Below are 14,223 nucleotides of genomic sequence, written 5' to 3'. Positions count from 1 at the left end.
CTAGAGCACCTCCGGAGCCAGAGAAACGATCTTCATGAACTTCTTGTCACGCAGTTCACGACCAACCGGTCCGAAGATACGGGTACCGCGGGGGTCACCGTCGTTCTTCAGGATCACAGCTGCGTTCTCGTCAAACTTGATGTAGGAACCATCCGCACGGCGGCGTTCCTTCTTGGTACGGACGATGACGGCCTTGACCACATCGCCCTTCTTTACGTTGCCGCCCGGGATTGCATCCTTGACGGTGGCGACAATGACGTCACCGATGCCTGCGTAGCGACGGCCAGATCCACCGAGAACGCGAATGGTAAGGATTTCCTTAGCACCCGTGTTGTCGGCGACCTTGAGTCGCGACTCCTGCTGAATCACTATTTACTCCTTGCGTCGCGCCGGTTCTCAGGCCGTGATGTTGCTACGGAATGAGCCTTGCGGAACGGTTGATCGGGGTGTCTCTTGACCTGCCTGGATTTTGCCAGACCAGGCCTAAACGCCCGTGCCAGAAGCAGTTGCTCCCACCCGGTCCGGGACGGATCCCGGGCGCACAGGGGCACTATGCTGTGGCACGCTTGTTTACGAGGTTGATGATGGCGCGCGAAAGGCGCCATACAAACTCAATATCCTAGCATGTTTTCCGCCAGTCCCCATATCACCACCGTCCCCTGCCCGGCAAGACGGACGACGGCGTGACGCAGGGCAGCCTTTCGGCCCGCTAACGGTGCCGCTCCCCCGCCAGGCGTGGCGCCGCCGTCGTCCGCTTCACTCAAAAGCTGCCTGGCGTGACGCCCGCGTTAAGCGAGGAAGCCCCCGCTCCCGGAAGGGAGCAGGGGCTTCCAGCGAAGCAGCAGGTGCTACTTGGCCTTTTCGAGGATTTCCACGAGCCGCCAATTCTTGGTGGCGGACAGCGGACGGGTCTCGGCGATGACAACGAGGTCGCCGATGCCGGCGGTGTTCTCTTCGTCGTGTGCCTTGACCTTGGAGGTGCGGCGGATGACCTTGCCGTACAGTGCGTGCTTCACGCGGTCTTCAACCTCGACAACGATGGTCTTTTCCATCTTGTCGGAGACCACGTAACCGCGACGGGTCTTGCGGTAACCGCGCTGCCCAGCCTTGGCTTCGGTAGCAGTTTCGGTCACGTTCTGGTCCTTTTCACTCACTTGGCGTCCTCCTCGGTCTCAGCCTTTTCAGCCTTTTCGGCCTTCTTGGTTGAAGCCTTCTTGGACTTCTTCTCTTCCTTGGCTTCCACAACCGGTGCGGCAACCTCGGCACGAATGCCCAGCTCGCGTTCGCGGAGAACGGTGTAGATGCGTGCGATGTCCTTCTTTACCGCGCGCAGGCGACCGTGGTTCTCCAGCTGTCCGGTGGCGGACTGGAAACGCAGGTTGAACAGCTCTTCCTTGGCCTTGCGGAGTTCTTCAACGAGACGCTCGTTGTCGAAACCGTCCAGCTGTGCGGGAGCCAGATCCTTGGATCCTACTGCCATTTCTATTCACCACCCTCGCGACGCACAATGCGTGCCTTCAACGGCAGCTTGTGGATTGCCAGGCGCAGGGCCTCGCGAGCTACCTCTTCATTGACACCGGAGAGTTCGAACAGAACCCGGCCCGGCTTGACGTTGGCGACCCACCATTCCGGTGAACCCTTACCGGAACCCATGCGGGTTTCGGCAGGCTTCTTGGTCAGCGGACGGTCCGGGTAGATGTTGATCCAGACCTTACCGCCACGCTTGATGTGGCGGGTCATTGCGATACGAGCGGACTCGATCTGACGGTTGGTGACGTATGCCGGGCTCAGGGCCTGGATGCCGTACTCACCGAAGGAGACCTGGGTGCCGCCCGTAGCAGCGCCGGAACGACCCGGGTGGTGCTGCTTACGGTGCTTTACTCGACGTGGGATAAGCATTTAAGCCTGTCCTCCTTCTGCAGCAGCAGGTGCTGCTTCAACTGCCGGTGCTTCGGCAGCAGGAGCTGCTTCAGCGGCCGGACGGTCGTTGCGACGGCGGCGGTCACCGCGGTCCGCGCCACCCGGGCGGCCGGGACGCTCGCCACGGCCACCGCGGGACGGTGCGGCAGCAGCCTGTGCAGCCAGTTCCTTGGCGGTGACGTCACCCTTGTAGATCCAGACCTTCACACCGATGCGGCCGAAGGTGGTCTTGGCTTCGTAGAAGCCGTAGTCGATGTTCGCGCGGAGGGTGTGCAGGGGCACACGGCCTTCGCGGTAGAACTCCGAGCGGGACATTTCAGCGCCACCCAGGCGGCCCGAGCAGGCGATACGGATGCCCTTGGCACCTGCACGCTGTGCGGACTGCATGGCCTTCTTCATCGCACGGCGGAATGCCACGCGGGAAGTCAGCTGCTCTGCAACGCCCTGGGCCACAAGCTGGGCTTCCATCTCGGGGTTCTTGACCTCGAGGATGTTCAGCTGGACCTGCTTGCCGGTGAGCTTTTCGAGCTCGCCGCGGATGCGGTCTGCTTCTGCTCCACGGCGGCCGATGACGATGCCGGGACGGGCCGTGTGGATGTCCACGCGGACGCGGTCACGGGTGCGCTCGATCTCGACCTTGGCGATGCCGGCGCGCTCCATGCCCGTGGACATGAGCTGGCGGATGCGGATGTCTTCGCGAACGAAGTCCTTGTACCGCTGGCCGGCCTTGGTGCTGTCAGCGAACCAGTGCGATACGTGATCGGTGGTGATGCCGAGTCGGAACCCGTGCGGGTTTACTTTCTGTCCCACTTAGCGAGCCTCCTCTTTCTCCGGGGTAGCGACTACCACGGTGATGTGGCTGGTGCGCTTCTTGATCTGAAATGCACGACCCTGGGCACGCGGCTGGAACCGCTTCATGGTCGGGCCTTCATCAACAAACGCTTCGCTGATGATGAGGTCGCCTTCGTCAAACGCCACGCCGTCGCGGTCCGCGAGGACCCGGGCGTTGGAGATTGCTGACTGAACTACCTTGAATACCGGCTCCGAAGCTGCCTGCGGGGCAAACTTCAGAATTGCCAGAGCCTCATTCGCTTGCAATCCACGAACAAGGTTGACGACGCGCCGGGCCTTCATAGGCGTTACGCGGATGTGGCGCGCAATTGCCTTGGCTTCCATTGCTTTCCTTCTCTCGTCTTTGACGTAAACGCAGGCGCCTAGCGGCGCTTGCCCTTACGGTCGTCCTTGACATGGCCGCGGAATGTCCGCGTGGGAGCGAATTCGCCGAGCTTGTGCCCGACCATCGACTCAGTGACAAACACCGGGATGTGCTTGCGTCCGTCGTGTACGGCGATCGTGTGTCCGAGCATGTCGGGGATGATCATCGAACGGCGGGACCAGGTCTTGATGACGTTCTTGGTGCCCTTTTCGTTTTCCCTGGCTACCTTCACAAAGAGGTGCTGGTCAACGAAAGGACCTTTTTTCAGGCTGCGTGGCATGTGTCCAGGCTCCTATCGCTTGTTCTTGCCAGTACGACGGCGACGCACAATAAGCTTGTCGCTCTCTTTGTTGGGGCGGCGGGTGCGGCCTTCCCGCTTACCGTTCGGGTTGACGGGGTTACGTCCACCGGACGTCTTACCCTCGCCACCACCGTGCGGGTGGTCGACCGGGTTCATGGCGACACCACGGACGGTCGGGCGAACGCCCTTCCACCGCATACGGCCGGCCTTGCCCCAGTTGATGTTCGACTGCTCGGCGTTGCCGACCTCGCCGACGGTTGCGCGGCAGCGCACGTCAACGTTGCGGATTTCGCCTGAAGGCAGACGCAGCTGGGCGAAGCGGCCTTCCTTGGCAACAAGCTGGATCGATGCGCCGGCGGAGCGGCCCATCTTGGCGCCGCCACCCGGACGCAGTTCAACTGCGTGGATGACAGTACCCACCGGGATGTTGAGCAGGGGCAGGTTGTTACCGGGCTTGATGTCAGCACCGGCACCTGCCTCGACAACGTCACCCTGGGAGAGCTTGTTGGGAGCGATGATGTAACGCTTGGTGCCATCAACGTAGTGCAGGAGGGCGATGCGAGCCGTGCGGTTCGGATCGTACTCGATTTCGGCAACGCGGGCGTTGACGCCGTCCTTGTCGTGGCGACGGAAGTCGATCAGACGGTACTGGCGCTTGTGTCCGCCACCCTTGTGACGGGTGGTGATCTTACCGGAGTTGTTACGGCCGCCCTTTTTGGGCAGCGGACGTACCAACGACTTTTCCGGCGTCGACCGCGTAATTTCGGTGAAGTCCGCTACGCTCGAGCCACGACGGCCCGGGGTAGTCGGCTTGTACTTGCGGATTCCCATAATTTATTTCCTCGTTAAAGTGGTCTCCGCTACGCGAGCGGACCGCCGAAGATGTCGATGGTGCCTTCTTTGAGGGTGACAATCGCACGCTTGGTGTTCTTGCGGGTACCCCATCCGAATTTGGTGCGCTTGCGCTTACCGGCACGGTTGATGGTGTTGATCGATTCGACCTTGACGGAGAAGATCTTCTCCACGGCCAGCTTGATCTCGGTCTTGTTCGAACGGGGGTCCACCAGGAAGGTGTACTTGCCCTCGTCGATCAGGCCGTAGCTCTTTTCCGACACGACGGGTGCAAGCACGACGTCGCGGGGATCCTTGATGGTGGCTGCACTCACTTGGCATCCTCCTCGTTCTTAGCTGCCTTAGCGGCAACGAATGCGTCGTAGGCAGCCTTGGTGAAGACAACGTCATCAGAGACGAGAACGTCGTAGGTGTTCAGCTGGTCTGCGTACAGAACGTGAACGCCGGCGAGGTTGCGCACGGACAGTGCAGCAACGTCGTTATCGCGCTCGATGACGACCAGCAGGTTCTTGCGGTCGGAAACACCGCGGAGCGTTGCCAGTGCGGTCTTGGCGGAGGGCTTGGTGCCTTCAACCAGTTCTGCGACAACGTGGATGCGACCGTTGCGGGCCCGGTCAGACAGTGCGCCGCGCAGTGCAGCAGCAATCATCTTCTTGGGGGTGCGCTGGCTGTAGTCACGCGGGGTCGGACCGTGGACAATGCCACCGCCGGTCATGTGAGGAGCACGGATGGAACCCTGACGGGCGCGGCCGGTACCCTTCTGCTTGAACGGCTTGCGTCCTGCACCGGAAACTTCAGCGCGGGTCTTGGTCTTGTGGGTACCCTGGCGTGCAGCAGCGAGCTGGGCAACGACGACCTGGTGCAGCAGCGGCACGTTGGTCTGAACGTCGAAGATCTCTGCAGGCAGGTCAACCTGGACAGTGTTAGCCATTGAACTAGGCTCCCTTCACGGCGGTGCGTACGAAGACGACCTGGCCGCGGGCGCCGGGGACGGCACCCTTGATCAGGAGCAGCGACTTCTCGACGTCAACCGCGTGGACCGTGAGGTTCAGCGTGGTGTGACGAACGGCGCCCATGCGGCCGGCCATTTTCATGCCCTTGAAGACGCGGCTCGGGGTGGATGCGCCACCGATTGAACCGGGCTTACGGTGGTTCTTGTGGGCACCGTGGGAAGCGCCAACGCCGTGGAAGCCGTGACGCTTCATAACACCGGCGAAGCCCTTACCCTTGGTGGTCCCGACGACGTCGATCTTCTGGCCGGCTTCGAAGAGCTCTACAGAGAGCTCCTGGCCCAGCTCGTACTCGGCAGCATCTGCGGTACGAAGTTCGACGACGTGGCGGCGAGGCGTGACGCCTGCCTTTTCAAAGTGACCAGCCAGCGGCTTGGTGACCTTGCGGGGATCGATCTGGCCGTAGCCGATCTGAACGGCGACGTAGCCATCAACATCTGCGTTGCGCAGCTGGGTGATGACGTTCGAGTCTGCCTGGACCACAGTGACGGGGATGAGCTTGTTGTTCTCGTCCCAGACCTGGGTCATGCCGAGCTTCGTGCCCAGCAGGCCCTTTACGTTACGGGTTGCGGTCATAGTCTCTCAGCACCTCCCTACAGCTTGATTTCGATGTTCACGTCAGCCGGCAGGTCGAGACGCATGAGCGAGTCAACAGCCTTCGGCGTGGGATCGATGATGTCGATAAGACGCTTGTGCGTGCGCATTTCAAAGTGCTCGCGGCTGTCCTTGTACTTGTGCGGAGAGCGGATAACGCAGTACACGTTCTTCTCCGTCGGCAGCGGCACGGGGCCAACTACCGTTGCGCCTGCGCGCGTGACCGTCTCAACGATCTTCCGTGCTGAAACGTCAATGACCTCGTGGTCGTATGACTTCAGCCGGATGCGGATTTTTTGTCCCGCCATGTCGCCTGACTCTCTTTCAGTCTGTGCTTCCCCGGTTTAGGGCTGCCCTGTTCACTTACTCGTTGTATGGCTGCCGAAGCATTTGAGGTCGTAACCACCATCCGCCGCACAAACTGAATCCGGATAAATCCGGGTTCCTCACCTTGCCGGCGCAACCGACCCCCGCGGTCGGGCGTGTCGCGCTGAACACGCATACAAATCCGCAATTCCATTGGGGTGGGTTATGTTTGGTCTTCAACTTGGACCCTGCACCCGGCATTATCCGGATCGGGACGCGAAGAAGCGCTTGAACAACTCATCTAGTATGCCGGAAAAGCCGGGCAGATGCGAATTGGCACCCGGGCCGCCGCCTGCACGCCCCATTGCAGTGGAAAGAAACCGGCTGGATGATAGGGGCATGACCCTGGAAGGCACTGAAGCGGTGACGGAACTGGCCGGGCGCGTGCCGGCGTCGTTCACCCTGGGCGTCGCCGCCGCGGCGTTCCAAATCGAAGGCGCGCTGAAGGACGGGGGCCGCGGCCCCTCGGGGTGGGATGCCTTCGCGGAAAAGCCCGGCGCCATCATGGACGGGCACTCCCCCGCCGTGGCCTGCGACCACTACAACCGGCTGCCGGAGGATGTGGCGCTGCTCAAGGAGCTGGGCGTTGATTCCTACCGGTTCTCGCTTTCCTGGCCACGGATCCAGCCCGACGGCCGGGGCAGCTTCAATGCCGAAGGCCTGGATTTCTACGACCGCCTCATCGACCAGCTCCTCGATGCCGGCATCTCCCCGATGGCCACCCTGTACCACTGGGACACCCCCCTGCCGCTGGAACACCGTGGCGGGTGGCTGAACCGCGACACCGCCGAAAGGTTCGGCGACTACGCCCGGGCCGCCGGTGAGCGGTTCGGCGACCGTGTGGCCCAGTGGGTCACCCTCAACGAACCGGTCTCGGTCACCCTCAATGGCTACGCCCTGGGGGTGCACGCGCCGGGGCGCCGGTTGATGTTCGATGCCCTTCCCGCCATCCACCACCAGCTCCTGGCGCACGGGCTCGGCGTGCAGGCGCTGAGGGCGGCCGGAGTGGCGGGCGGCGTTGGCCTGACCAACCTGCACTCCCCCGTCAGGCCCGCCACCCGGAAGATCGGCGACCGGCTCGTCGCGCACCTGTACGACCTTCTGATGAACAGGATCTACGCCGATCCCGTCCTGCTAGGCCGCTATCCCTCACTGCCCCTGTACGCCAAGCCCTGGCTGCGCTCCATCGGCAGAATCTCCGATGCCGACCTGAGGACCATCCACCAGCCCCTGGACTTCTACGGGCTCAATTACTACTTCCCGGTGAAGGTGGCCCTGGGGCCGGGCATCACCCCCATGCCTGCGGACATGCACAAGGAAATCGCCAAGCTGCCCTTCCACGAAGTGGGTTATCCGGAGTACGGCAGCACCGGGTTCGGTTGGCCCGTGGCACCGGAGCACCTGGGGGTCCTGCTGCGGGAAATGAGGGACCGGTACGGAGAGGCGCTTCCGCCGATGTACATCACCGAGGGCGGCGCCAGCTTTCCTGAACCCGACAGGGTTTCAGAGACGCTGGAGGACACGGACCGCGTCGAGTATCTGGCTGCGCACCTGGGGACAGCTCTTGAAGCTACTGCTCCCGGTGGCGTGGCCGAGGGCGTTGACCTGCGCGGCTATTACGTGTGGACACTGATGGACAATTTCGAGTGGGCCGCCGGCTACTCGCAGCGTTTTGGCCTGGTGCACGTGGACTTCGATTCACTGGAGCGGACCCCCAAACGGTCCTTCTACTGGTACCAGGCGCTGTCGCGCGCCCGGGGCCACCGGCGGGACTAGCCGGCGGGCTACCAGCGGCATGTCACTGCCGACATGTCACTGGAGGCCCAGCACTGTAAGGAAGATCAGCACGCAGTTCAGTCCCACGATGAGCGTGGCGCTCGTCCAGCCCGCAATCCGAAGCGGTTTCGAGTCCGCGTGGATGCCCATCACCTTGCGGCTGCCGGTGAGGCGGATCAGCGGAATGAGCGCGAACGGGATGCCGAAACTCAGGAGGACCTGGCTCAGGACCAGGGCCAGCGTTGGTTCAATGCCGGCGCCCAGGACCAGCAGAGCCGGGATCAGGGTGAGCGTGCGGCGCATCAGCAGCGGAATCCTGACCTTCAGCAGCCCGCCCATGATGGTGGCCCCCGAGTAGCACCCCACCGACGTGGACGCCAGGCCCGAGGCCAGGAGGCCAATGGCGAATACGACGCCGATGACGGGCCCGAGTGCCGACGTCACGGCTGCGTGCGCTCCGGCGATGGTGTCCGTCCCCTCCACTCCGCGAAGGCTGGTGGCGGCCAGCAGCAGCATGGCTATATTGACGATTCCGGCAAGCAGCAGGGCACCGGCGACATCCACGCGGGTGGCCCGGATCAACCGCGTCCTGACTGCCGGGTCTTCGGAGAAGCCGTGTCGGTCGCGGGCCAGGGCCGAGTGCAGGTAGATCGCGTGCGGCATGACGGTGGCCCCGAGCATGCTGGCTGCGAGCAGGACGGTGTCGGTTCCCTCGAAGCGTGGCACGAGGCCGGCGATGGCACCACCGGCATCCGGCGGCGCGACGAACAGGCCCGAAACAAACCCGACGGCTATCACGCCGAGCAGGGTCAGAATGGCGAGTTCGAAGGACTTCTGGCTCCGGTTCGACTGCAGCGTCAGCAGCAGCATGGACGCCAGGCCGATGATGAACCCGCCCGTGAGCAGGGGCAGGCCGAACAGCAGGTTGAGCGCAACGGCGCCGCCAATGACTTCCGCCATATCCGTGGCCCCGGCAACGATCTCAGCCTGCACCCAGTAGGCACGGCGCCGCCCGGTTCCCAGGCGTTTGCCGAGGATTTCCGGAAGGCTCATTCCGGTGGCCAGGCCCAGCTTGGCCGACTGGTACTGGATCAGCACCGCCATGGCATTGGCTGCCACCAGAACCCAGACGAGCAGGTACCCGAAGTTTGCGCCGGCAGTCAGGTTTGCCGCCACGTTCCCCGGGTCCACGTACGCGATGGCGGCCACGAACGCGGGCCCGAGCAGCAGGAGGCGGGACCACACTTTGGTGGTGGCGGATTCCGCCGCCAATGTTGAAACAGCCATCACGTGTCCTCGTCGTTGCGGGCGTCAATAAGACGAGGATACCGCGAATTTAGGTATACCGAAAAGTAGGAATAAGGCTTACCAGCAATGGGCGCTGCAACCCGCGTTACTGGTTCTTGTTTGCCCTGTTGATCCGCTTGGCCCGGTCGATCTCGTGCCGGAAATTCCTTTTGACCCAGAACACCCCGGCCACGACGGCCACCGCGATGATCAGGAAAATAAGCCACCCCATGATGATCTCCTTTCAGTGCTGCAACAGTATCAGTGGCCCCTCCCGGGGGCATCCGCGGGGTCCCCGCCAAAAAGGCTAAAAGAAAGCCCCGCTGCTTGGAGCAGCGGGGCTTTCTTTGCGGATTCAACGCGGGCCGGGGCCCGGTGGATCCTCGATCAGCAAGTACTACTTGATGATCTTGGTAACGCGTCCCGAACCAACGGTGCGGCCGCCTTCGCGGATAGCGAAGCCGAGGCCCTCTTCCATAGCGATGGGCTGGATGAGCGCAACGGTCATCTCAGTGTTGTCGCCAGGCATAACCATTTCCGTGCCCTCGGGCAGGGTGATAACGCCGGTTACGTCCGTGGTACGGAAGTAGAACTGCGGGCGGTAGTTGGAGTAGAACGGGTTGTGACGTCCGCCTTCGTCCTTGGAGAGGATGTAGACGTTGGCCTCGAAGTCGGTGTGCGGGGTGATGGAACCCGGCTTGACGACAACCTGGCCACGCTCGACATCGTCGCGCTTCAGACCGCGGAGCAGCAGGCCACAGTTCTCGCCGGCCCATGCTTCGTCGAGCTGCTTGTGGAACATCTCGATACCGGTAACCGTGGTCTTCTGGACCGGGCGGATGCCGACGATCTCGACCTCGGAGTTGATGGCGAGGGTTCCACGCTCGGCGCGGCCCGTAACAACGGTGCCACGGCCGGTGATGGTGAAGACGTCTTCGATCGGCATCAGGAACGGCTTGTCGCGGTCACGTACGGGGTCCGGAACGGACTCGTCGACAGCAGCCATCAGGTCCTCAACGGACTTGACCCACTCGGGGTCGCCTTCCAGGGCCTTCAGGCCTGAAACGCGGACAACCGGAGCGTTGTCGCCATCGAAGCCCTGCGAGCTGAGGAGCTCACGAACTTCCATTTCGACGAGGTCGAGGAGTTCCTCGTCATCGACCATGTCAGCCTTGTTCAGTGCGACCAGCAGGTAGGGAACACCAACCTGGCGGGCCAGCAGAACGTGCTCGCGGGTCTGTGCCATCGGGCCGTCGGTAGCGGCAACCACGAGGATTGCGCCGTCCATCTGGGCAGCACCGGTGATCATGTTCTTGATGTAGTCAGCGTGGCCGGGGGCGTCTACGTGTGCGTAGTGACGCTTCTCGGTCTGGTACTCCACGTGGGAGATGTTGATGGTAATACCGCGCTGACGCTCTTCGGGTGCAGAGTCGATCGACGCGAAGTCACGCTTCTCGTTGAGATCCGGGTACTTGTCGTACAGCACCTTGGAAATGGCGGCCGTCAGCGTCGTCTTACCGTGGTCAACGTGACCAATGGTGCCGATGTTGACGTGCGGCTTAGTCCGCTCGAACTTTGCCTTTGCCACAGGTTCCTCCTAGAACGTTTTCAAATAGCTTGCCCTCCAGCCGCGCTTATCGCGGTAGAACTCAGGCAAGTCTACTTGGGGGGCTTTGGATTGGTGAAATTGCAGATTCAGGAACTAATACTAATCCCCTGAGCCTGTTCGTGCAGGGGCCGGAATCCGGCCGGATTACTCCGGCCGGCCCGGCCACCTGCACCGGCCACGCTGTCCGCTGGCAGACAGCGCCACCGAGGTGTTCGCTTCGAAAGTCCGGAAGGACTACTCGCCGCGGGACTTCTGGATGATCTCGTCGGCAACTGCCTTCGGGACCTCGGCGTAGCTGTTGAACGTCATGGAGTACACAGCACGGCCCTGGGTCTTCGAGCGCAGGTCACCGATGTAGCCGAACATGCCGGACAGCGGAACGTGCGCACGGATGACCTTGACGCCCTGTGCATCTTCCATGGACTGCATCTGGCCACGGCGGGAGTTGAGGTCACCGATAACTTCACCCATGTATTCCTCAGGGGTGCGGACCTCGACATCCATCAGCGGTTCGAGCAGAACCGGGTTCGCCTTGCGTGCAGCTTCCTTGAAAGCCATACGGCCGGCGATCTTGAACGCCATTTCCGAGGAGTCAACATCGTGGTACGCGCCGTCGATCAGCGTGGCCTTGATGCCGACAACCGGGTAGCCGGCCAGGACGCCGTCGTTCAGTGCATCCTGGATGCCCGCGTCAACAGACGGGATGTACTCGCGGGGAACGCGGCCACCAGTGACCTTGTTCTCGAACTCGTACAGCTCGCCCTCGGCGGTGTCCAGCGGCTCGATGGCAATCTGGATCTTTGCGAACTGACCCGAACCACCGGTCTGCTTCTTGTGCGTGTAGTCGTGGCGTTCGACGGCGCGCTTGATGGTTTCGCGGTAAGCAACCTGGGGCTTGCCCACGTTGGCCTCAACCTTGAACTCGCGGCGCATGCGGTCCACCAGGATGTCCAGGTGGAGCTCGCCCATGCCGGCGATGATGGTCTGGCCGGTGTCTTCGTTGAGGGACACCTGGAAGGTGGGGTCCTCAGCGGAGAGCTTCTGGATGGCCGTGGACAGCTTCTCCTGGTCACCCTTGGTGTTCGGCTCGATGGCAACCGAGATCACGGGCTCCGGGAAGCTCATGGACTCGAGCACAATCTGGTTGCTGGCATCGCACAGGGTGTCACCGGTGGTGGTGTCCTTCAGGCCGATGGCTGCGTAGATGTGGCCGGCGGTAGCGCCCTCAACGGGCATTTCCTTGTTGGCGTGCATCTGGAACAGCTTGCCGATGCGCTCCTTCTTGCCCTTGGTGGAGTTGACCACCTGGGCGCCTGCTTCCACGTGACCGGAGTACACGCGGATGAAGGTGAGCTGGCCGAAGAAGGGGTGGGCCGCAATCTTGAACGCCAGGGCCGAGAACGGCTCGTCAGCGGAAGGCTTGCGGGTCAGTTCCTTCTCTTCGTCGCGGGGGTCGTGGCCGACCATCGGGGGGACGTCGAGCGGGTTCGGCAGGTAGTCCACAACCGCGTCGAGCATGGGCTGAACGCCGCGGTTCTTGAACGCGGAGCCGCAGAAGATCGGGTAGAGCTCGGAGTTGATCGTCATCTTGCGGATGCCGGCCTTGAGCTCGTCGATCGAGATCTCTTCACCCTCGAGGTACTTCTCCATGAGTTCCTCGGAGGACTCGGCGACGGTCTCAACGAGGTTCGCGCGGTACTCCTCAGCCTTTTCCTGGAGGTCAGCGGGGATCTCGCGGATCTCGTACTTGGCACCCATGGTCACGTCGCCCTTGGCGTCGCCGGGCCACACCAGTGCACGCATGTAGAGCAGGTCCACGACGCCGATGAAGTCGTTCTCGGCACCGATGGGCAGCTGCATGACCAGCGGCTTGGCACCGAGGCGGCTGATGATGGTGTCTACGGTGAAGTAGAAGTCAGCACCGAGCTTGTCCATCTTGTTGACGAAGCAGATACGCGGAACGTTGTACTTGTCCGCCTGGCGCCAAACAGTCTCGGACTGCGGCTCAACGCCTTCCTTGCCATCGAAGACGGCAACTGCACCGTCGAGGACGCGCAGGGAGCGCTCCACCTCAACCGTGAAGTCCACGTGGCCGGGGGTGTCGATGATGTTGATCTGGTTGTTTTCCCAGAAGCAGGTCACGGCGGCAGACGTGATGGTGATGCCGCGTTCCTTTTCCTGTTCCATCCAGTCGGTGGTCGAAGCGCCGTCGTGCGTTTCGCCGATCTTGTGGTTCACACCCGTGTAGAACAGGATGCGCTCGGTGGTGGTGGTCTTGCCGGCATCGATGTGGGCCATGATGCCGATGTTGCGGACCTTACTAAGGTCGGTAAGCACGTCCTGTGCCACGGGGTCTCCTTTTGGGATGGACTACACGTTCGCCGCCGGCTCGGTTGAGCCGGCGGCGCCCGGGGAGTATTACCAGCGGTAGTGTGCGAAGGCCTTGTTGGACTCGGCCATCTTGTGGGTGTCTTCGCGACGCTTCACAGCGGCACCGAGACCGTTCGACGCGTCCAGGATTTCGTTCTGGAGGCGCTCGGTCATCGTCTTCTCGCGGCGGGCCTTGGAGTAGCCAACCAGCCACCGCAGGGCGAGTGCGGTGGAGCGGCCCGGCTTGACCTCAACCGGAACCTGGTAGGTGGCGCCACCGACACGGCGGGAGCGGACCTCGAGGGAAGGCTTGACGTTGTCCATGGCCTTCTTCAGGGCTGCAACGGGGTCGCCGCCGGACTTGGCGCGTGCGCCTTCGAGTGCACCGTAGACGATGCGCTCTGCCGTGGACTTCTTGCCGTCAACGAGTACCTTGTTGATGAGCTGGGTTACCAGCGGGGAACCGTATACCGGATCCGAAACGAGCGGCCGCTTGGGGGCCGGACCCTTGCGAGGCATATTACTTCTTCTCCATCTTTGCGCCGTAGCGGCTGCGGGCCTGCTTACGGTTCTTCACACCCTGGGTATCGAGGGCGCCACGGACGATCTTGTAGCGGACACCCGGGAGGTCCTTAACACGACCACCGCGAACGAGCACAATGGAGTGCTCCTGCAGGTTGTGGCCAACACCGGGGATGTAGGCGGTAACTTCCACGCCGCCGTTGAGGCGCACACGTGCCACCTTACGCAGAGCCGAGTTCGGCTTCTTCGGGGTGGTGGTGTAGACGCGGGTGCAGACACCGCGGCGCATGGGGCTGCCCTTAAGCGCGGGAGCCTTGGTCTTTGAGACCTTAGGCGTGCGGCCCTTACGGACCAGCTGGTTAATCGTAGGCACTCTCGTGTTCTCCGTTTTATCCGGAGT

The 14,223-nt window shown here is 62.4% G+C and carries 19 protein-coding genes; 1 reads left to right on the top strand and 18 read right to left on the bottom strand.

Translation table 11 applies throughout. The features are described from left to right. The 12 genes from rplN to rpsJ all read right to left on the bottom strand — a co-directional run bounded on the left by rplN (position 1) and on the right by rpsJ (position 6,201). Positions 1-369, bottom strand: coding sequence for a 50S ribosomal protein L14 (rplN, locus tag BACI349Y_RS06160; protein ID WP_003803789.1), 369 nt, complete (start codon positions 367-369; stop codon positions 1-3). Positions 370-848: 479 nt separating this feature from the next. Beyond that, complete coding sequence (rpsQ, locus tag BACI349Y_RS06155) at positions 849-1,154, bottom strand: 30S ribosomal protein S17 (RefSeq protein WP_043454607.1); 306 nt, start codon at positions 1,152-1,154, stop codon at positions 849-851. Beyond that, positions 1,151-1,480, bottom strand: coding sequence for a 50S ribosomal protein L29 (rpmC, locus tag BACI349Y_RS20440; RefSeq protein ID WP_159631364.1), 330 nt, complete (start codon positions 1,478-1,480; stop codon positions 1,151-1,153). The genes rpsQ and rpmC overlap by 4 nt, the downstream gene beginning before the upstream one ends. Before the next feature lie 2 nt (positions 1,481-1,482). Beyond that, positions 1,483-1,899: a 50S ribosomal protein L16 gene (gene rplP / locus BACI349Y_RS06145; protein WP_043454603.1), complete on the bottom strand. Its 417-nt coding sequence runs from the start codon at positions 1,897-1,899 to the stop codon at positions 1,483-1,485. Next, entirely contained in the window at positions 1,900-2,730 is an 831-nt protein-coding gene (rpsC, locus tag BACI349Y_RS06140) for a 30S ribosomal protein S3 (RefSeq protein ID WP_141942674.1), read from the bottom strand. Next, the gene (gene rplV / locus BACI349Y_RS06135) at positions 2,731-3,096 is read right to left on the bottom strand and encodes a 50S ribosomal protein L22 (RefSeq protein ID WP_009358304.1); all 366 of its coding nucleotides are present in this window, start codon (positions 3,094-3,096) and stop codon (positions 2,731-2,733) included. Between the two features lie 38 nt (positions 3,097-3,134). After that, positions 3,135-3,416: a 30S ribosomal protein S19 gene (rpsS, locus tag BACI349Y_RS06130; RefSeq protein ID WP_003803803.1), complete on the bottom strand. Its 282-nt coding sequence runs from the start codon at positions 3,414-3,416 to the stop codon at positions 3,135-3,137. 12 nt (positions 3,417-3,428) lie between these two features. After that, positions 3,429-4,268 (bottom strand): 50S ribosomal protein L2, encoded by an 840-nt coding sequence (gene rplB / locus BACI349Y_RS06125; protein ID WP_159631363.1) that lies wholly within the window; start codon positions 4,266-4,268, stop codon positions 3,429-3,431. Positions 4,269-4,297: 29 nt separating this feature from the next. Continuing rightward, positions 4,298-4,603 carry a 50S ribosomal protein L23 gene (rplW, locus tag BACI349Y_RS06120; RefSeq protein WP_011692807.1) on the bottom strand — a complete coding sequence of 102 codons (306 nt, stop codon included), beginning with the start codon at positions 4,601-4,603 and terminating at the stop codon, positions 4,298-4,300. Continuing rightward, the gene (gene rplD / locus BACI349Y_RS06115) at positions 4,600-5,220 is read right to left on the bottom strand and encodes a 50S ribosomal protein L4 (protein ID WP_141159766.1); all 621 of its coding nucleotides are present in this window, start codon (positions 5,218-5,220) and stop codon (positions 4,600-4,602) included. Before rplD ends, rplW begins: the two co-directional genes overlap by 4 nt. Before the next feature lie 4 nt (positions 5,221-5,224). Next, positions 5,225-5,875 (bottom strand): 50S ribosomal protein L3, encoded by a 651-nt coding sequence (rplC, locus tag BACI349Y_RS06110; RefSeq protein WP_159631362.1) that lies wholly within the window; start codon positions 5,873-5,875, stop codon positions 5,225-5,227. Positions 5,876-5,892: 17 nt separating this feature from the next. Beyond that, the gene (gene rpsJ / locus BACI349Y_RS06105; protein WP_003803825.1) at positions 5,893-6,201 is read right to left on the bottom strand and encodes a 30S ribosomal protein S10; all 309 of its coding nucleotides are present in this window, start codon (positions 6,199-6,201) and stop codon (positions 5,893-5,895) included. A 397-nt stretch (positions 6,202-6,598) separates the two neighbouring features. Here rpsJ and BACI349Y_RS06100 point away from each other — a divergent pair, with 397 nt between their 5' ends. Next, entirely contained in the window at positions 6,599-8,035 is a 1,437-nt protein-coding gene (locus BACI349Y_RS06100) for a GH1 family beta-glucosidase (RefSeq protein WP_159631361.1), read from the top strand. 36 nt (positions 8,036-8,071) lie between these two features. Here the strand turns inward: BACI349Y_RS06100 and BACI349Y_RS06095 are convergent, their stop codons facing one another. The 6 genes from BACI349Y_RS06095 to rpsL form a co-directional block, all read right to left on the bottom strand. Beyond that, entirely contained in the window at positions 8,072-9,322 is a 1,251-nt protein-coding gene (locus BACI349Y_RS06095) for an Nramp family divalent metal transporter (protein WP_159631360.1), read from the bottom strand. A 106-nt stretch (positions 9,323-9,428) separates the two neighbouring features. Next, a complete protein-coding gene (locus tag BACI349Y_RS20400) occupies positions 9,429-9,554 on the bottom strand; it encodes a hypothetical protein (RefSeq protein ID WP_256371453.1) in 126 nt (41 codons plus the stop codon). A gap of 165 nt (positions 9,555-9,719) precedes the next feature. After that, positions 9,720-10,910, bottom strand: coding sequence for an elongation factor Tu (gene tuf, locus BACI349Y_RS06090; RefSeq protein WP_141159762.1), 1,191 nt, complete (start codon positions 10,908-10,910; stop codon positions 9,720-9,722). A gap of 255 nt (positions 10,911-11,165) precedes the next feature. After that, a complete protein-coding gene (fusA, locus tag BACI349Y_RS06085; protein ID WP_159631359.1) occupies positions 11,166-13,280 on the bottom strand; it encodes an elongation factor G in 2,115 nt (704 codons plus the stop codon). Positions 13,281-13,349: 69 nt separating this feature from the next. Beyond that, positions 13,350-13,820, bottom strand: coding sequence for a 30S ribosomal protein S7 (gene rpsG / locus BACI349Y_RS06080; protein WP_003803829.1), 471 nt, complete (start codon positions 13,818-13,820; stop codon positions 13,350-13,352). A gap of 1 nt (position 13,821) precedes the next feature. Beyond that, positions 13,822-14,196, bottom strand: a complete 375-nt coding sequence (gene rpsL / locus BACI349Y_RS06075) for a 30S ribosomal protein S12 (protein ID WP_009358312.1) — start codon at positions 14,194-14,196, stop codon at positions 13,822-13,824. Positions 14,197-14,223: the final 27 nt, after the last annotated feature.

Source organism: Arthrobacter sp. 8AJ (assembly GCF_902506025.1).
GTDB lineage: Bacteria > Actinomycetota > Actinomycetes > Actinomycetales > Micrococcaceae > Arthrobacter.
This window is presented reverse-complemented; position numbering and strand designations above follow the sequence as displayed.